Source organism: Stutzerimonas stutzeri, from assembly GCF_018138085.1.
Taxonomy (GTDB): Bacteria; Pseudomonadota; Gammaproteobacteria; order Pseudomonadales; family Pseudomonadaceae; genus Stutzerimonas; species Stutzerimonas stutzeri_AI.
Genome location: NZ_CP073105.1, coordinates 2,373,995 through 2,391,660 on the forward strand (window position 1 = coordinate 2,373,995; position 17,666 = coordinate 2,391,660).

The window sequence follows — 17,666 nt, forward strand, 5'->3', positions numbered from 1 at the left end:
AACAGCCGGAGCCCGCCGTCGTGGATGTCATCGTCCTGCCCTCAGCCTTCAGCCTCCAGCGGCTTTCCAGCCATGAACCTCTCCGCACCTTTCATCGCGCGCCCGGTCGCGACCATGCTGCTGAGCCTGGCGATCCTGCTACTGGGTGGGGTCAGCTTTGGCTTGTTGCCGGTATCGCCGCTGCCGAACATGGATTTCCCGGTGATCACGGTGCAGGCCAGCCTGCCGGGGGCGAGTCCGGAAATCATGGCGTCCAGCGTGGCGACGCCGCTGGAGCGCTCGCTGGGCAGCATTGCCGGCGTCAGCCAGATGAGCAGTCGCAGCAGTCAGGGTTCGACACGGATCGTCATCCAGTTCGATCTCGAGCGCGATATCAACGGTGCCGCGAGGGACGTGCAGGCGGCGATCAATGCCTCGCGCAACCTGCTGCCAAGCGGTATGCGCAGCATGCCGACCTATCGCAAGATCAATCCGGCCCAGGCACCGATCATGGTCTTGTCGCTGACCTCCGAGGTGCTGAACAAGGGGCAGCTCTACGACATCGGGTCGACCATCCTGGCGCAGAAGCTTTCCCAGGTGCCGGGTGTCGGCGAGGTGCAGGTCGGCGGCAGTTCGCTGCCGGCGGTGCGCGTCGAGCTGCAGCCGCAGCAGCTGGAACAGTACGGCGTGTCCCTCGACGAAGTGCGTCAGACCATCGCCTCGGCCAACGTGCGTCGTCCCAAAGGCATGGTCGAAGACGATGACCGCCACTGGCAGGTACAGGCCAACGACCAGCTGCACGAAGCGGCCGACTATCTGCCGCTGATCATCCGCTATCAGGACGGTGCGGCATTGCGTCTGAGCGACGTGGCCAAGGTCCGCGATGGCGTCGAGGATCGTTACAACGATGGCTTCTTCAACAATGACCGTGCCGTACTGTTGGTGATCAATCGCCAGGCGGGCGCCAACATCATCGAAACCATCGAGGGCATACGCAACGAGCTGCCGGCGCTGCGGGCGATCGTGCCCGGCAGCGTCAACATGGCGGTGGCGATGGACCGCTCGCCGGTCATCCGCGCAACGCTGCACGAGGCCGAGCGGACCTTGCTGATCGCGGTGGGCCTGGTCATCGTGCTGGTGTTTCTGTTCCTCGGGCGGGTGCGCACCGCGCTGATACCGGCACTGGCGGTGCCGGTATCGCTGGTCGGCACCTTCGCCGTGATGTACCTGTTCGGCTTCTCGCTCAACGTACTGTCGCTGATGGCCCTGATCCTGGCCGCGGGCCTGGTGGTGGACGATGCCATCGTGGTGCTGGAAAACATCGCACGCCATATCGACGAAGGCGTCCCGCCGATGCGTGCGGCCTACATCGGCACGCGCGAAGTGGGCTTCACGCTGTTGTCAATGAACCTCTCGCTGGTGGTGGTATTCGTCTCGATCCTCTTCATGGGCGGGCTCGTCGAGCGGCTGTTCCGTGAGTTCTCAATCACCTTGGCAGCCGCCATCCTGGTCTCGCTGCTGGTCTCGCTGACGCTGACTCCCATGCTTTGCGCCCGCTGGCTCAAGCCCCACCAGCCCGAGCACGAGGGCCGCCTGCATCGTTGGAGCCACGACGCTCACCAATGGCTGTTGCGGCATTACAACCGCTCCCTTGGCTGGGCGTTACGTCATCACCGCATCACGCTTTTCACCTTGCTGGCGACCATCGGGCTCAACGTTTTCCTGTATATCCAGGTTCCGAAAACCTTCCTTCCGCAGCAGGATACCGGCCAGTTGATCGGCTTTATCCGCGGCGACGACGGGTTGTCGTTCCAGGTCATGCAGCCGAAGATGGAGACCTTCCGCAAGGCGGTGCTGGCTGACCCGGGTGTGGAGAGCGTGGCGGGTTTCATTGGCGGGCAGGGCGGCATCAACAACGCGTTCATGATCGTCCGGCTCAAGCCGTTGGATGAACGCAAGATTTCCGCGCAGAAGGTGATCGAACGGATTCGCAAGAACCAGCCAAAGGTGCCCGGCGGGCGCATGTTCCTCATGGCCGATCAGGATCTGCAGTTCGGTGGCGGGCGGCAGAGCAGTTCGGCCTATTCCTACAGCCTGCTGGCCAGCGACCTGGACGATCTGCGCACCTGGGTGCCGCAGGTCACTCGAGCGCTGAAGGCGTTGCCAGAGCTCACCAGCATCGATGCCAATGAAGGCGAGGGCGCGCAACAGATCAGCCTGAAGATCGATCGCGACGCAGCCAAGCGGCTCGGTATCGACATGAGCACGGTCACCACCTTGCTCAACAACGCCTTCAGCCAGCGGCAGATTTCCACCATCTACGAATCGCTCAACCAGTATCAGGTGGTGATGGAGATCGACCCACGTTACGCCCAGCATCCCGAGGTGCTGGAGCAGATTCAGGTGATTACCAACGATGGTCGGCGTGTGCCGCTGGCCGCCTTCGCCCGCTACGAACGCAGCCTGGAGGAGGACCGTGTCAGCCACGACGGGCAGTTCGCCGCCGAGAGTATCGATTTCGATCTGGCTCCCGGTGTCAGCCTCGATCAGGCGACACGGGCGATCGAACGAGCGGTTGCCGCCATCGGTATGCCGAGCGAAGTCCAGGGGCGCCTGGGTGGTACCGGAGACGTCTTCAAGTCCACCCAGGAAAGCCAGCCCTTGATGATCCTGGGGGCCTTGCTGCTGGTGTATATCGTGCTCGGCGTTCTCTACGAAAGTTACATCCACCCGCTGACGATCTTGTCCACGCTGCCTTCGGCCGGCGTGGGCGCGCTATTGGCAATCATCCTGATGCAAGAGGAGTTCAGCCTCATTTCGCTGCTTGGATTGTTCCTGCTGATCGGCGTGGTGAAAAAGAACGCGATTCTGATGATCGATCTGGCTTTGCAGTTCGAACGTAACGATGGCCTTTCCCCGGCCGAGTCGATCCGCCGGGCCTGCCTGCTGCGTTTCCGTCCGATACTGATGACCACCATGGCGGCCATTCTCGGCGCGCTGCCCCTGCTGTTGGGAGGCGCCGAGGGTGCCGAGATGCGTCAACCGCTCGGTCTGACCATCATCGGCGGTTTGCTGCTCAGCCAGATGCTCACGCTTTACACGACGCCCGTGGTCTACCTGTACCTGGACCGGGCGCGTCATCGTTTCAACCGTTGGCGCGGTGTGCGTACCGACGCTGCATTGGAAAATCCGTTATGAGTTCGCTGTGTTTGAAGTATTCCGTGCGCCCGCTGGCCCTGCTGGTAATGGCGTTTTCGCTAGGCGCCTGCACCCTCGGTCCCGACTATCAGCGCCCGGAACTGCCTGTCCCCAATGAATACAAGCAGGCCGAAGGTTGGAAGGCCGCGACACCGGCCGATGTGTTGCAGCGCGGCGACTGGTGGATGCTTTATGGCGATGCCGAGCTGAATGCGCTGGTCGCGCGGCTGAACGTCTCCAACCAGAATCTGGCCGCGGCCGAGGCGCAGTATCGACAGGCGCGTGCGTTGGTTCGCGGGGCGCGCTCGCAGCTGTTTCCCACGCTGGGGGGCAGCGCGGGTGCAACCCGTGCCGGCCAAGGCGGTTCGGCCAGTTCGACGACGCAGAGCGGCACCGGCATCAGCGGAGTCAGTGAAAGTTACAGCCTGGGGCTCGATGCCTCTTGGGAGCTGGATATATGGGGGCGGTTGCGGCGCAATCTGGAAGCCAACCGCGCCAACATGCAGGCGAGCGCGGCGGACCTGGCCGCGGTTCGCTTGAGCCTGCAGTCCGAGCTGGTGCAGACCTACCTGCAGCTGCGCGTTATGGATGAACAACAGCGGTTGCTCGATCAGACGGTCGCGGCGTATGCCCGCTCGCTGCGGTTGACCGACAACCAGTATCAGGCCGGGATCGTGCCGAAGTCGGACGTCAGCCAGGCACGGGCGCAACTGAAAAGCACCCAGGCGCAGGCCATCGACCTGCGCTGGCAGCGCGCGCAGATGGAGCATGCCATTGCCGTGCTGATCGGTGTGCCGCCCTCGGAACTGAACATCGCCGAGCGTAGCGATATTCCACGCTTGCCCGACGTGCCCCTGGCGTTACCGTCGCAGCTGCTGGAACGGCGCCCGGATATCGCCTCGGCCGAGCGTCAGGTGATGGCCGCCAACGCGCAGATTGGTGTGGCCGAAGCCGCCTGGTATCCGGATCTGACCTTGAGCGCCAGCGGTGGTTATCGAAACAGCAGTTTCAGCAACCTGATCAGTTTGCCCAATCGCTTCTGGTCGCTGGGCCCGCAACTGGCGGTGACGCTGCTGGATTTCGGTGGCCGCCGTGCCGACCTCGAAGCAGCTGAGGCCAGCTATGACCAGACCGTGGCCACCTATCGGCAGACGGTGCTCGACAGTTTCCGCGAAGTTGAGGACAACCTGGTGCAACTGCGTGTACTGGCTGAAAAAGCCGTTGTACAACGCGAAGCGCTGGAGGCGGCGCAGGAGTCGCTACGGCTGATCGAAAACCAGTATCGCGCCGGGACGGTCGACTTCCTCAGCGTGGTGACGGTGCAAACCACTGCGTTGAACAATGAGCGCACCAACCTGACGTTGCTGGGCGATCGGCTGACCGCCAGCGTCCAGCTGATCGCCGCACTGGGTGGAGGCTGGAACGTCCAGCAGCTGGATACCGAGCCGGCTCCGCAATAAGCGGGGCGAAAAAAAACCAGGCCGAGGCCTGGTTTTTTTTGCTGCGCTCGCTCAGTGACGCTGCTTGCGATTCACCGTCTGTGCCGCCTTGATGATGTCGGCACCGATGATCGGCTCGAACTCTTTCCACACCGGCCGCATGGCCTCCCGCCAGGCTTCGCGCTGCTCGGGCGTGAGCTCGATGATCTCCGAGGTACCCGCCTTGCGGATGCGCTCGCGATCGGCCTGGTTGGCTTCCTCGGCGGCGCGGTTCACCTCGTAGGTGACTTCCTCGATGATGCCCTCTAGCTCGGTGCGAATGCGGTGCGGGATCCCGAACCAGAAGCGCGTGTTGCTGACCAGCATGTAGTCGAGTACGCCGTGATTGGTTTCGGTGATATAGGGCTGAACGGTATGCATCTTCTTGCTGTAGATGTTCGACCAGGGGTTTTCGGCGCCCTGCACCGTACCGTTCTGCAGCGCCCCGAAGGCTTCGCCGAACGGGATCTTCTTGGTCGAGGCGCCCAACTGGGCGAATTGCGATTCCAGCACGCCGGAGGGTTGGATGCGGAAGGCCAGACCGGCCGCATCGCTTGGCATGCGCAACGGCTTGGTGGCTGACAGCTGCTTCATACCGTTGTGCCAATAGGCCAGCCCGGTGATATTTTCCTGCTCCATCGAACGCAGCAACTGGCGGCCCTTGGCCCGTTTCTGAAAGCGATTGACGGCCTCCAGGTCGTCGAACAGGAAGGGCAGATCGAAGACCTGTACCTGCTTGGTGTATTTCTCGAACTTGGCCAACGAAGGTGCGAGCAATTGCACTTCGTTGTTGTTCAGCGCGTCAAGCTCGTTGTTGTCGCCGAACAGGGTGGAGTTGGGATAGACCTCGACGGTTACCTGGCCAGGCAGACGCTCCTCCACCAGGCGCTTGAACAATAGGGCGCCCTTGCCCTTGGGCGTGTCTTCGGCGACGACGTGGGAGAACTTGATGACGATCGGCTCGGCCTCGACGGCAGTGGCCGTCAGCGCCAGCAGCAGACCGACAAAGGTGATGATCGGCTTGAACATTGAGAGGCTCTTTATTTTTGGTGGTTGGCATTGGCCCGTTATGGACCGCTTAGAGCTGCAACGGGACGTTATGCCAAATAAGCCGAACCACCTAAAGCCTTGTCTCGCAAATTTCATGATCGGGTGGAAAAGAACGGGCATACATCACATTTTGCCCCCTTGCGAGGCGTCACCGCGTGGCGCGGCGACGCCGTACTCCTCACGTTAGCGGCTGGCCAGCTGCCAACCGCCGCCAAGCGCCTTGTACACCGAAACGATGCCGCGGTAGAGATCGACCTCGGCCACGGCCTGGGCATCTTCAGCGGCGAGGCGTTCCCGCTCGGCATCCAGCAGCACCAGAAAATCCACGGTTCCTTCCCGGTAGCGAATTTGCGCCTGCTGTGCGGCGGCGCGACTGGCTTCGGACTGACGCAACAGTGAAAGCAGCCGTTCCTGGGCGCGGGCGTAATCGCTGAAGGCGTTCTCCGACTCTTCCAGCGCCAACAATACCTGTTGTTCGTAGCTGGCCAGCGCGCCATCGGCATCCGCTTCGGCACCGCGCAGTCGGGCCCGGACGCTGCCCATATCGAACGCCGCCCAGCTGATGCTCGGCGCTACGCCCCAAGCCTGTGCAGCGCTCGAACCGATCTGCGAGCCCCGGCCGGCGATGAAGCCGAGGAAGCCCGACAGGCTGACCCGAGGGAACAGGTCCGCCGTCGCCACCCCGACATTGGCGGTGGCGGCCGCCAGCTGCCGTTCGGCGGCACGAATGTCCGGGCGGCGACGCAGCAGTTCACCGGGATCACCAATCGGCAATGCCTTGGCTATCGCCGGCAACTCGCGAGGCGAAAGATCGACGCTGAGCTGATCCGGACGCTGGCCAAGGAGGGTAGCGATGCGATTGCGCGCACGGGTCTGTGTCGCCTGCAGCTGCGGCAGACTGGCTTCGGTGGAAGCCAGGCGGGCATCGGCACGCAACACGTCCAGCTCGCTGCCCATGCCGGCGTCGCGCAGCTGTACCGTCAGTTGGTGCGACTCGCGCTGATTGTCGAGGTTCTCCCGGGCGATACGTTCACGCAGCTGCGCGCCACGCAGTTGGCCGTAGGCATCCACCAGTTCGGCGATCAGGCTGACCTGCAGCTGATAGAGCTCGGCTTCAGCGGCCTCGCTCTGTGCCTCGCTGGACTCGATTCGGCGTTGAATACGACCGAACAGATCCAGCTCCCAAGCCATGTCCAGGCCCAGATCGTAGCGCTCGGTGCTGCTGCGCTCGTCGCTGAAGCCTGGCTGCTGCGCCTTGCCGTACTCGGCCGTGGCACCGGCAGTCACGGTCGGAAAACGGTCGTTGGCCGCGTCGTCGCGGATCGACCGTGCTGCACGCAGCCTGGCGAAGGCGATGCGCAACTCGCGGTTTTCCGACAAGGCCTCGCCGACCAGCGCATCGAGTGTCGAGTCGTCGAACTGGCGCCACCAGGCCGACTCGAAGCGCGAGCGGTCGAAGCCCTCGGCGGTGGCCCGCTCGATCTTCGCTGGCGCCGTTTCCGGCGCTCGGTAATCCGGGCCGACGGCGCAGGCGCTCAACGTGATGATCGCGGCAAGCAACAACGGAGCAGTAATGACAGCCTTCATGCATGGGCCTCCTTGAGCACAGCCTTTTTCTCCTCTCGCTTTTCGACGAACGCGCGAATCACCAGGTAGAACACCGGGGTCAGCAGCAGACCGAAGAAGGTCACGCCGAGCATCCCGCTGAACACCGCGACACCCATGGCATGGCGCATCTCGGCGCCTGCGCCGGAGGACAGCACCAGCGGCACTACGCCCATGATGAAGGCGAAGCTGGTCATCAGGATCGGCCGCAACCGCAACCGGCAGGCCTCCAGCACGGCGGCCAGGCGAGTCATGCCTTCCTCCTGTTTGTCCTTGGCGAACTCGACGATCAGGATCGCGTTCTTGCACGCCAGGCCGACCAGTACGATCAGGCCGATCTGGGTGAACACGTTGTTGTCGCCACCGGAGAGAATCACCCCGGTAATCGCCGAAAGCAGCGTCATCGGCACGATCAGGATCACCGCCAGCGGCAGGCTCCAGCTCTCGTACTGCGCGGCCAGCACCAGGAATGCCAGCAGCACGCAGAGCGGGAAGACGAACACGGCCGTGTTCCCGGCGAGGATCTGCTGATACGTCAGCTCGGTCCATTCGTAGCTCATGCCGTTGGGCAGCTCGGCCTTCAGCAGGCGCTCCATCGCGGCTTCCGCCTGGCCGGAGCTGTAGCCCGGTGCCGCGGCGCCGTTGATTTCAGCAGTCAGAAAGCCGTTGTAGTGCATCACCCGATCGGGACCGGCGCTGTCGCTGACCTTGACGAAGGTCGACAGCGGCACCATCTCGCCCCGGTTGTTGCGCACCTTCAGCTGGCCGATCTGCTCCGGTGAAAGGCGAAACTTCTGCTCGGCCTGCACGTTGACCTGATAGGTACGGCCGAAGCGGTTGAAGTCGTTGGCATACAGCGAGCCGAGGTAGACCTGCATGGTGTCGAAGATCTCATCGATCGCCACGCCATGGGTCTTGGCCTTCTCCCGGTCGATGTCAGCGTCCACCTGCGGCACGTTGACCTGGTAGCTGGTGAACAGCCCGGCGAGCTCCGGATAGTCGGCGCTCTTGGCGAGCACGTTCTGCACCTGTTTGTAGAGCTCCTCGTAGCCGAGGTTGCCACGGTCCTGCACCTGGACGCGGAAGCCACCGATGGTCCCCAACCCTTGCACGGGAGGCGGCGGGAAGATCGCGAGGTACGCTTCCTGGATGCCCGCGAACTGCCCGTTCAGGTTGCCCGCAATGGCCCCGGCCGACATGTTCGCGCCCTGGCGCTCGTCGAAGTCCTTCAGGGTGACAAAGACGATGCCGCTGTTCGGGCTGTTGGTGAAGCCATTGATCGACAGACCAGGGAAGGCCACGGTATTCGCCACGCCAGGATGCTTGCCGGCGATTTCCGACATCTTTTTGATCACGTCCTCGGTGCGGTCCAGGGTGGCGGCGTCGGGCAGTTGGGCAAAAGCCACCAGGTACTGCTTGTCCTGCGGCGGCACGAATCCGGTCGGGGTGTTGGCAAAGCCCATGTAACCGAGGGCGACCAGCCCGACGTAGACCACCAATGCAATGCCGCTGCCACGCAGGATGCGCCTTACTGCGCCGACGTAGCCGTGACTGGCACGCTCGAAAACCCGGTTGAACGGACCGAACAGCCAGCCGCCGAACAGCTTGTCCAGCAGACGCGAAAAGCCGTCCTTGGGTGCGTCATGGCTGCGCAGCAGGACCGCGGCCAATGCCGGCGACAGGGTCAGCGAGTTGAATGCCGAGATCACCGTGGAGATAGCAATGGTCAATGCGAACTGCTGGTAAAACTGGCCCGTGAGACCGGAGATGAACGCGGTGGGGATGAACACCGCGCAGAGCACGAGTGCCGTGGCGATGATCGGCCCGGTGACTTCCTTCATGGCCTGCTTGGTCGCTTCGACCGGTGTCTTGCCGAGACCGATGTTGCGCTCGACGTTTTCCACCACGACGATGGCATCGTCGACCACGATGCCGATCGCCAGCACCAGCCCGAACAGCGACAGCGCATTGAGCGAGAAGCCGAGCATGTGCATCACGGCGAAGGTGCCGATCAGCGACACCGGCACGGCCGCCAGCGGGATGATCGAGGCGCGCCAGGTCTGCAGGAACAGGATGACCACCAGCACCACCAGCACCAGGGCTTCGAGCAGGGTGTGCACCACCGCCTCGATGGAGCCGCGCACGAAGATGGTGGGGTCGTAGACGATTTCGTAGTCCACGCCTTCCGGGAAATCCTTCTTCAATTCAGCCATGCGTGCGCGCACCGCGTCGGAAATCGCGATGGCGTTGGAGCCCGGACGCTGGAATACCGGAATGGCCACTGCGGGCTGGTTGTTCAGCAGCGAGCGCAAGGCGTATTGGCTGGACCCCAGTTCGACGCGGGCGATGTCGCGCAAGCGAGTGATAGAGCCGTCTTCGCCGGCGCGAATGATGATGTTCTCGAACTCTTCCTCGGTAACCAAACGGCCCTGGGTATTGATCGAAAGTTGGAAGTCCGTCGCTCCGGGCGCGGGCGGCGCGCCCAACGAGCCGGCGGCGACCTGGCGGTTCTGCTCGCGGATGGCGTTGACCACGTCGGAAGCGGTGAGGTTGCGCGAGGCGACCTTGTTCGGGTCGAGCCAGACACGCAGCGAATAGTTGCCCATGCCGAACAGCTGCACATCACCGATACCGTCCAGCCGCGCCAGCTCATCCTTGACGTTGAGCGCCGCGTAGTTGGACAGATAGAGCATGTCGTAGCGCTCATCCGGCGAGGTCAGGTGCACGACCATGGTGAGGTCCGGCGAGGCCTTGTCCACCGTCACACCGAGGCGCTGCACCTCGGTGGGGAGGGTCGGCATGGTGCGGGTCACGCGGTTCTGCACCTGGACCTGGGCATTGTCCAGCTCCGTGCCGAGGGCGAAGGTGATGGTCAGGGTCAGCTTGCCGTCGGCGGTCGCCTGGGACGACATGTAAAGCATGCCTTCGACACCGGTGATGGCTTGCTCCAAGGGCGAGGCGACCGTCTCACCGATCACCTTGGGGTTGGCGCCGGGGAAGTTGGCACGCACCACCACGGTGGGCGGGACGACTTCGGGGTATTCGCTGATCGGCAGTTGAAACAGCGAGATGGCGCCGCCGATCAGGATGATCAGCGACAGCACCGCGGCAAAAATTGGCCGCTGAATGAAGAACTGGGAAAAATTCATGACGCACTCCGGGGGAGAGGACGCGCATGACGCGCCCTGACGGAATCGGTTGTTCTAGAGGTGCGCCGAGGCGCACGGACGTTGCGGGGCTGCGCAGGCGTCAGCTGCTCGGGCGGCGCGCCACGTTGTGCTCGACGACCTCGGTCTTGAATGCCGCCGTGATCGCACGGTTCTGTTCACGCAACGCGGCCAGGGTGTCGGCGTCGGCCATCGGCACGTTTTGCGGCGCGACTGTTGCGCCTGGGCGAACGCGCTGCAGGCCGTTGACGACAATGGTTTCACCTTGATCGAGGCCGTTACGCACGATGCGCAGGCCTTCGAGCTTGGGCCCCAGCTCGACGGAGCGGTAACTGACCTTGCCGTCATCGCCCAACACCAACACGAACTTCTTGCCGAGATCGGTTCCCACCGCGACGTCCTTGATCAGTACCGCCTCGTAGGTGGCGCTGCCGACCAGCTTCAGTCGCGCGTAGAGCCCCGGCGTGAAGCTGCCGTCACGGTTGTCGAATACGGCGCGGCCGCGAATGGTGCCGGTACGTGGATCGACCTGGTTGTCGATGAAGTCCATGTGCCCGAGGTGCGGATGACCGTCTTCGCTGGAAAGGCCGAGGTAGACGGGCGTCGCTTCACCACGTTCACCATCGCGGGCCAGCTCGCGGTACTTGAGATAGGTGCGCTCGTCCGCCTCGAAGTAGGCATAGACCTTGTCAGTGGACACCAGCGTGGTGAGCAGGGCTTCGCCTGCATTGACCAGGTTGCCGGCGGTGATCAGCGCGCGTCCGACGCGGCCATCGATGGGTGCGGTCACGCGGGTGAAGCTGAGGTCCAGCTTGGCCGCATCCAGCTGCGCCTGGATGGCCGCGACCGCGGACTTCGCTTCGCTGGCGGCGCTGATACGGGCGTCGGCGAGCTCGGCAGAAATGGCATTCTTGGCCCGTAGCCGTTCACCACGTTCGGCCTCCCGGGAGGTGCGGCGCTCGGCAGCGCGCGCTTGTTGCAGCTCGGCTTGCAAGCGCTTTACCTGCGCTTCGAATGGGCGGGGGTCGATCTGGAACAACAGATCGCCTTTCTTGACCAGTGCGCCTTCATGAAAGGCGACCTTGTCGATGTAGCCCGACACCCGGGGACGGACCTCCACCGACTCCGGAGCCTCCAAGCGCCCGGTGAGCTCGTCCCATTCGGTGACCTGCTGCTCGATGACTTCAGCGACGCTGACCTGAGGCGCGGGCATTGCCGCTTCGGTGGCTTCTGGCGCTTGCCCGCACGCGCCAACGAGGGCAGCGGCAACCGCGACCAGTGGGTAACGCAAGGCTTTGAGTGAACGTTCCATGCTTGACTCCGCAACTCGAGTTTTTATCGATGGCGGGAGTGTGAAGGGTGGTCCCGCGATGCAGAAATCGAACGAGCCGAAGGTGAATATCATTGCCGGTGATGGGCGCGCATAAAGCATCAGCGCAGGCGAGGGTAAAGCTTCGCGACCAGGGTCGCTCCCACAAAAAACTGGAAGTGCAGGATTACAGGTTGCGCTAACTCGTGGGAGCGGTCTCGACCGCGAAAAGACTCCGCTCACCGCCATCTACCAACGAGCACCGCGCAACATTCATTCGCGACCAAGGTCGCTCCCACGAAAAGCTGAAAGTGCAGGATTACAAGCTGCGGCTGGCCCGTGGGAGCGGTCTCGACCGCGAAAAGACTCCGCCCACCACCATCTACCAACGAGCACCGTGCAGCACTCATTCGCGACCAAGGTCGCTCCCACGAAAAGCTGAAAGTGCAGGATTAAGGCTGCGGCTAACTCGTGGGAGCGGTCTCGAACGCGAATGGACTTCGACTCCACCGACCAAAGTGCACCGTGCAGCACCCATTCGCGACCAAGGTCGCTCCTACAAAAAGCTGGAAGTGCACGATTACAGTTGCGGCTACCGTGGGAGCGGTCTTGACCGCGAATGGACTCCAGGGCGCCGACTCATGGCGCGTGAGATCCAGGAGCCGCGACTGTCAGAGACTATCCGGGTCGCCGACGAACATCTGGATACGCGAGCGCAGCCAGCGCTCTGCGGGGTCGTTGTCCTGCGCGCCGCGCCAGGCCATGGACAATTCGAAGTCCTGGCTGGTCTCGAATGGCAGCGGCTCGGCGCGCACGCCGCCATTGGCGGCGAGGGCGGATGCGGCGTAGTCCGGCAGGGTTGCGACCAGGTCGGTGCCGGCGAGCAGGCTGGCCAGCCCGTTGAACTGCGGTACCGCCAGCACCACCTTGCGCTTGCAGCCGTGTAGCGCCAGCTCTTCGTCGATATAGCCGTTCAGGTCGCCCGCGAAGGACACCATGGCATGCGGACGCGAGCAGTAATCTTCCATGGTCATGCGCCCGGGAATGCTGTCGGCACGCAGCAGCATCGGTTTCGGCCGGCGGAGCACCTTGCGCTTGGCGTTGGCGGGCAGTTCCTCGGTGTAACAGACGCCCACCGAGATTTCTCCGGAGGCGAGCAAGCCTGGCATCAATAGGTAGTTGGCACGGCGCACCACCAGTACCACACCGGGCGCTTCGGCCCGGATGCGCCGAAGCATTTGCGGTAACAGAGCGAATTCGACTTCGTCGGTCAAACCGATACGGAACACCAGTTCACTGGTGGCCGGATCGAAGCTCGAGGCACGGCTGACCGCGGTGGAGATCGAGTCCAGCGCGGGGGAGAGCAGGCTGGCGATCTCCTGGGCGCGGGCGGTCGGTTCCATGCTGCGGCCGGTGCGCACGAACAGCGGGTCGTCGAACAAGGTGCGCAGGCGTGCCAGTGCGGCACTGATCGCCGGCTGGCCGAGAAACAGCTTTTCGGCCGCCCGGGTCACGCTGCGCTCGTGCATCAGCGTTTCGAAGACGATAAGCAGGTTGAGATCCACACGGCGAAGGTCGTTGCGATTCATGCCTTTCACTTCAAGCGAGGGTCAGACGAAGGGCGCGGCTGACTTCAGGGTGCGGCTGCATTCTAGACAGATCGGCGCTACGGCGGCATGTACATTTCCGCTTTGCAATTACACAAACCTGCAGGTTGTGATGCGGCTTTACATACAGCACATCATCATTCCTACGCATGGCGACTATCGAGCGGAATGCGGGAATCTCGGCTGGAGTTGTGCCGAAGGTGCAGATAGAGTCACTAACACAGTAGTAATCGAGGGGTCGTTCAATGTCCCGTATCATTCGTTTCCACCAGTTCGGCCCTGCCGAAGTCCTGTGCTATGAGCAGCAGGAGGTGCCACGGCCAGGCCCCGGCGAAGTGCTGATCGGCGTTCGTGCTATCGGCATCAGCTGGAACGACGTGCTCTGGCGGCAAGACCTCGCACCGCGCCATGCGCGCCTCCCGTCCGGGCTGGGTAGCGAAATCGCCGGTGAAGTGCTGGCGGTGGGCGATGAGGTGGACGGTTTCGCCGTCGGCGACCAGGTGGCGAGCTTCCCGGCGCATGATCTCAACCAGTATCCGCTTTACGGCGAGCACGCGCTGCTGCCGCATACCTCGCTCGTTCGCTATCCCGACATGCTTGGCCCGATCGAGGCCTCCATTCACTACACGCCTGCGCTGGTGGCGTATTTTGCACTGGTCGAGCTGGCGCAGCTCGAACCTGGGCAGTATGTGTTGGTCACCCAGGCACGCCATTGCACCGGTCCGACCGCCGTGCAGGTAGCGAAGGCTCTGGGCGCGCGAGTGATTGCCACGTGCGAGACCGCCGAGGATCGCGACTTCCTGCGCGAACTGGGTGCCGAAACGGTGATCGTGACCGAAGAGGAGGACCTGGTCGGGCGGCTGCAGAAGATTACTGGCGGTGCCGGTGTCGAAGTGGTGCTGGACGCTTGCGGGGGCTCGCAGATGAAGCTCTTGGGCGATGTCATCGCGCCGCGCGGCAAGCTCATTCTCTACGGGCTCAACGGGGGCAACGAAACGGCGTTTCCAGCGTGCGCGGCCTTCAAGAAGAACTTCAAGTTCTTCCTTCACTGCCTGTGCGATTTCACCGGCCAGCCGGAATTGGGTATCAAGCAGGATCGCGAGGCGGTCGAGCGCGCGCTGTTGCACATCAACCAGCTCACGGTCGATCGGCTGATTACGCCTCAGGTCGACAAGGTGTTTGGCTTCGATGACGTGGTCGAAGCGCATCGTTACGTTGAAAGCGGCATACCGCGCGGGCGAGTCGCGCTTCGCGTCGACTGAACAGGGCCGGCCCTGCGCGGCCCGATCATCGCTTCACAGAAACTTTTCCCCCACGGCTCAAGTCCTCCGAAGACAGGTTATTCACCTTGACGGAGGATTTTGCATGGCCGACGAGAACCAGACCCTGCCACCGCAGCAGCAACCCGAGCCCGGCAAAGAGGGCTTGATGAATCCGCGTCCCGAGTTCCGTGGCGAGGACTACAAAGCTGCCGGGAAGCTACAAGGCAAAGTCGCGATCATCACCGGTGGCGACAGCGGCATCGGTCGCTCGGTCGCGGTGCTTTTCGCGCGTGAAGGTGCGGACGTGGCGATCCTCTACCTCGATCAGCACCAGGACGCCGACCAGACCCGTAAGGTCGTCGAGGAACAGGGCCGCATCTGCCTGACGTTCGCTGGCGACGTGGCCGACCGCGAGGTGTGCCGCAAGGTCGTCGACGAGACGCTGGCGAAGTTCGGCAAGCTCGACATCCTGGTCAACAACGCCGCGGAGCAGCATCCGCAGAAAGGCTTGGAAGACATCAGCGAAGAGCAGTGGGAGAAGACCTTCCGCACCAACATCTTCGGTATGTTCCAGATGACCAAAGCCGCCTTGCCGCACCTCAAAGAAGGCGCGTCCATCATCAACACCACCTCCGTGACGGCTTACAAGGGCAGTCCGCAGCTGTTGGATTATTCCGCTACCAAAGGCGCTATCACGGTGTTTACCCGCTCGCTGTCGATGAACCTGGCCGAGCGCGGCATCCGCGTGAACGGTGTGGCACCAGGTCCGATCTGGACCCCGCTGATTCCGTCCACTTTCGATGCCGACAAGGTCGCCGAATTCGGCGCTAACGTGCCGTTCAAACGCCCCGGCCAACCGGATGAAGTGGCGCCGGCCTATGTCTATCTCGCTAGCAGCGATGCGTCCTACGTCAGCGGCCAGGTGATCCACGTGAACGGCGGTACCGTGGTCAACGGCTGATCGCCAGCAAACAGGAGAAAGGGTATGCCTCGCACGATCTGGAAGGGCGCTGTCAGTTTCGGTCTGGTGCATATCCCGGTTGCACTGGTGCCAGCCACCACGCGGCAGGGAATCGACTTCGACTGGCTGGATAAACGCAGCATGGACCGGGTCGGCTACAAGCGCATCAACAAGACCACGGGCGAGGACATCGACAGCGAAAACATCGTCAAGGGTGTGGAGTACGAGAAAGGCAATTACGTCGTGATCAGCGACGACGAGATCAAGGCGGCCCACCCGAAAGCCACCCAGACGGTGGACATCGTCGCATTTGTCGATGCCAAGGACATTTCCTTCCTCTACATCGATACCCCGTACTACCTGACCCCGGATCGGCGCGGTGAAAAGGTCTACGCGCTCCTGCGCGAGACGCTGATCGAGACAGGCAAGGTCGGCATCGCCAATGTGGTGCTGCGTAACAAGCAGCATCTGGCGGTGGTCATGCCGCTGGGCAAGGCCCTGGTGATGAACACCCTGCGCTGGGCCGACGAGGTACGCGGTGTCGAGTATCTGGAAATGAAGGACGAGGCGCTCGATGCCGATCTCAATCCGCGCGAACTGGACATGGCCAAGCGCCTGGTCGAGGACATGAGCGAGGAATGGAACCCCGCGCAGTACAAGGACACCTTCCAGGACAAGATCATGGACCTGGTGGAAACCAAGGCCCGCGAAGGCAAGATCGAGGCGGTCGGCGGACCGGAAGAGGCGGTCGACCGTCGCAGTGCCGACGTCATCGACCTTACCGAGCTGCTCAAGCGCAGCCTGGCGGGCAAACCGGCGAAAAAGGCCGCGTCGGCCGAGGAAGACGACGACGAAGCCGAGCAGGCCAGCGAAGAACAGGCGCCACCTAAACGCGCCAGTGGCAAGAGCACTGCGAGCAAGAAGGCCCCGGCCAAGTCGACGAGCAGCAAAACCGCCTCCGGCAGCAAATCGACGACGAGCAAGAGCACCGCCAGCAAGTCCGGTAGCAAGAAAGCCAGCTGAATTGGCGAGGGCCTCGCATGACCGTGAAAACCGGCAAGAGCAACCGCCCCGACGTGGGCGGTATCGGCATCAGCAATCCTCAGCGGGTGATCGACGCGCAGAGCGGCGCAACCAAGTTACAACTGGCCCAGTACTATCTGGCTGTCGGTGACCGGTTGATCACACATCTGGCCAACCGGCCACTGTCGATCGTACGAGCCCCCGAGGGGGTGGAGGGAGAACGCTTCTTTCAGCGTCATTGCGGGCGGTTGAAAATGCCCCATATGCGCGTCCTGGACAAGGCGCTCGACCCGGAACACGCGCGTCTGATCCAGGCCGACAGTGTGACCGCCGTAGTGGAAGCGGTACAGATGGGGACCGTCGAGTTCCACACCTGGAATGCCCGCAGCGATCGCATCGACCGTCCGGACCGGCTCGTCTTCGACCTCGATCCAGACCCCGAACTGCCGTGGTCGAGCATGGTCGAGGCCACATCGATGACCCTCGACCTGCTCGAAGGGTTGGGTTTACGAGCCTTTCTCAAGACCAGTGGCGGCCGCGGCATGCATGTGGTGGTGCCGATCGACCGTCGCCAGGGCTGGGATTGCATCAACGAGTTCGCACGCGGCGTGACGACACGCCTGGCTGCCGAGGCGCCCGAAAAGATCGTGGCGAAGATGGGGCCGAAAAACCGAGTCGGCAAGATTTTCGTCGACTACCTGCGCAACCAGCGCGGCGCCAGCACCGTGGCGGCCTACTCGGCGCGCGCACGCCCTGGGCTCGCGGTTTCCGTCCCCATTACCCGCAACGAGCTGGCAAAACTCGAAGGTGCGGATCAGTGGAACATCCTCAACGTGCAAGAGCGACTGCAAGAGCAGACTGCTGATCCCTGGTCCGATTACGGGGCGACACGCCAGACGATCACGGCGCGCCTGCTCAAAGCGCTCGATGTCACCACCTCAAACGACAGGTGACCTTCCCATTGGCCAAACCCCAGCTAGCCTTGAACTAGCGCAGCGAACATGCGCCAGGCTCGTCGTCGGTCTGC

The 17,666-nt window shown here is 63.0% G+C and carries 11 protein-coding genes; 6 read left to right on the forward strand and 5 right to left on the reverse strand.

The window, feature by feature from the left end:
* Window positions 1-72: 72 nt before the first annotated feature.
* Window positions 73-3,177 (forward strand): efflux RND transporter permease subunit, encoded by a 3,105-nt coding sequence (locus KCX70_RS11005; protein WP_212620196.1) that lies wholly within the window; start codon window positions 73-75, stop codon window positions 3,175-3,177.
* Window positions 3,174-4,637, forward strand: a complete 1,464-nt coding sequence (locus tag KCX70_RS11010) for an efflux transporter outer membrane subunit (RefSeq protein WP_272876420.1) — start codon at window positions 3,174-3,176, stop codon at window positions 4,635-4,637. Before KCX70_RS11005 ends, KCX70_RS11010 begins: the two co-directional genes overlap by 4 nt.
* Before the next feature lie 51 nt (window positions 4,638-4,688).
* On the opposite strand, the gene KCX70_RS11015 is transcribed toward KCX70_RS11010, so the two are convergent.
* From KCX70_RS11015 to KCX70_RS11035, 5 genes are all read right to left on the reverse strand, one after another.
* Window positions 4,689-5,684 carry a TRAP transporter substrate-binding protein gene (locus KCX70_RS11015; RefSeq protein WP_212620197.1) on the reverse strand — a complete coding sequence of 332 codons (996 nt, stop codon included), beginning with the start codon at window positions 5,682-5,684 and terminating at the stop codon, window positions 4,689-4,691.
* Between the two features lie 204 nt (window positions 5,685-5,888).
* Window positions 5,889-7,292, reverse strand: coding sequence for an efflux transporter outer membrane subunit (locus tag KCX70_RS11020; RefSeq protein ID WP_212620198.1), 1,404 nt, complete (start codon window positions 7,290-7,292; stop codon window positions 5,889-5,891).
* On the reverse strand, window positions 7,289-10,459 hold the full coding sequence (locus KCX70_RS11025) for an efflux RND transporter permease subunit (RefSeq protein WP_212620199.1): 3,171 nt from the start codon (window positions 10,457-10,459) through the stop codon (window positions 7,289-7,291). The genes KCX70_RS11020 and KCX70_RS11025 overlap by 4 nt, the downstream gene beginning before the upstream one ends.
* A 100-nt stretch (window positions 10,460-10,559) precedes the next feature.
* Complete coding sequence (gene mexE / locus KCX70_RS11030) at window positions 10,560-11,789, reverse strand: multidrug efflux RND transporter periplasmic adaptor subunit MexE (RefSeq protein ID WP_102850655.1); 1,230 nt, start codon at window positions 11,787-11,789, stop codon at window positions 10,560-10,562.
* A 668-nt stretch (window positions 11,790-12,457) separates the two neighbouring features.
* Window positions 12,458-13,375, reverse strand: coding sequence for a LysR family transcriptional regulator (locus KCX70_RS11035; RefSeq protein WP_021208170.1), 918 nt, complete (start codon window positions 13,373-13,375; stop codon window positions 12,458-12,460).
* A 263-nt stretch (window positions 13,376-13,638) separates the two neighbouring features.
* On the opposite strand from KCX70_RS11035, the gene KCX70_RS11040 reads away from it, so the two are divergent.
* The 4 genes from KCX70_RS11040 (at window position 13,639) to ligD (ending at window position 17,592) form a co-directional block, all read left to right on the forward strand.
* Window positions 13,639-14,655, forward strand: a complete 1,017-nt coding sequence (locus KCX70_RS11040) for a zinc-dependent alcohol dehydrogenase family protein (RefSeq protein WP_102850654.1) — start codon at window positions 13,639-13,641, stop codon at window positions 14,653-14,655.
* A 103-nt stretch (window positions 14,656-14,758) separates the two neighbouring features.
* A complete protein-coding gene (locus KCX70_RS11045; RefSeq protein ID WP_212620200.1) occupies window positions 14,759-15,616 on the forward strand; it encodes an SDR family oxidoreductase in 858 nt (285 codons plus the stop codon).
* Window positions 15,617-15,640: 24 nt separating this feature from the next.
* Window positions 15,641-16,639 carry a Ku protein gene (locus KCX70_RS11050; protein ID WP_212620201.1) on the forward strand — a complete coding sequence of 333 codons (999 nt, stop codon included), beginning with the start codon at window positions 15,641-15,643 and terminating at the stop codon, window positions 16,637-16,639.
* 17 nt (window positions 16,640-16,656) lie between these two features.
* Window positions 16,657-17,592, forward strand: a complete 936-nt coding sequence (gene ligD / locus KCX70_RS11055; protein WP_021208174.1) for a non-homologous end-joining DNA ligase — start codon at window positions 16,657-16,659, stop codon at window positions 17,590-17,592.
* Window positions 17,593-17,666: the final 74 nt, after the last annotated feature.

Excerpts from the sequence above, each read along its gene's own strand:
- KCX70_RS11020 (WP_212620198.1), bottom strand. The coding sequence starts at position 7,292 with ATGAAGGCTGTCATTACTGCTCCGTTGTTGCTTGCCGCGATCATCACG.
- KCX70_RS11010 (WP_272876420.1), top strand. The coding sequence starts at position 3,174 with ATGAGTTCGCTGTGTTTGAAGTATTCCGTGCGCCCGCTGGCCCTGCTG.
- KCX70_RS11025 (WP_212620199.1), bottom strand. The coding sequence starts at position 10,459 with ATGAATTTTTCCCAGTTCTTCATTCAGCGGCCAATTTTTGCCGCGGTG.
- KCX70_RS11050 (WP_212620201.1), top strand. The coding sequence starts at position 15,641 with ATGCCTCGCACGATCTGGAAGGGCGCTGTCAGTTTCGGTCTGGTGCAT.
- KCX70_RS11035 (WP_021208170.1), bottom strand. The coding sequence starts at position 13,375 with ATGAATCGCAACGACCTTCGCCGTGTGGATCTCAACCTGCTTATCGTC.
- mexE (WP_102850655.1), bottom strand. The coding sequence starts at position 11,789 with ATGGAACGTTCACTCAAAGCCTTGCGTTACCCACTGGTCGCGGTTGCC.
- ligD (WP_021208174.1), top strand. The coding sequence starts at position 16,657 with ATGACCGTGAAAACCGGCAAGAGCAACCGCCCCGACGTGGGCGGTATC.
- KCX70_RS11040 (WP_102850654.1), top strand. The coding sequence starts at position 13,639 with ATGTCCCGTATCATTCGTTTCCACCAGTTCGGCCCTGCCGAAGTCCTG.
- KCX70_RS11015 (WP_212620197.1), bottom strand. The coding sequence starts at position 5,684 with ATGTTCAAGCCGATCATCACCTTTGTCGGTCTGCTGCTGGCGCTGACG.
- KCX70_RS11045 (WP_212620200.1), top strand. The coding sequence starts at position 14,759 with ATGGCCGACGAGAACCAGACCCTGCCACCGCAGCAGCAACCCGAGCCC.
- KCX70_RS11005 (WP_212620196.1), top strand. The coding sequence starts at position 73 with ATGAACCTCTCCGCACCTTTCATCGCGCGCCCGGTCGCGACCATGCTG.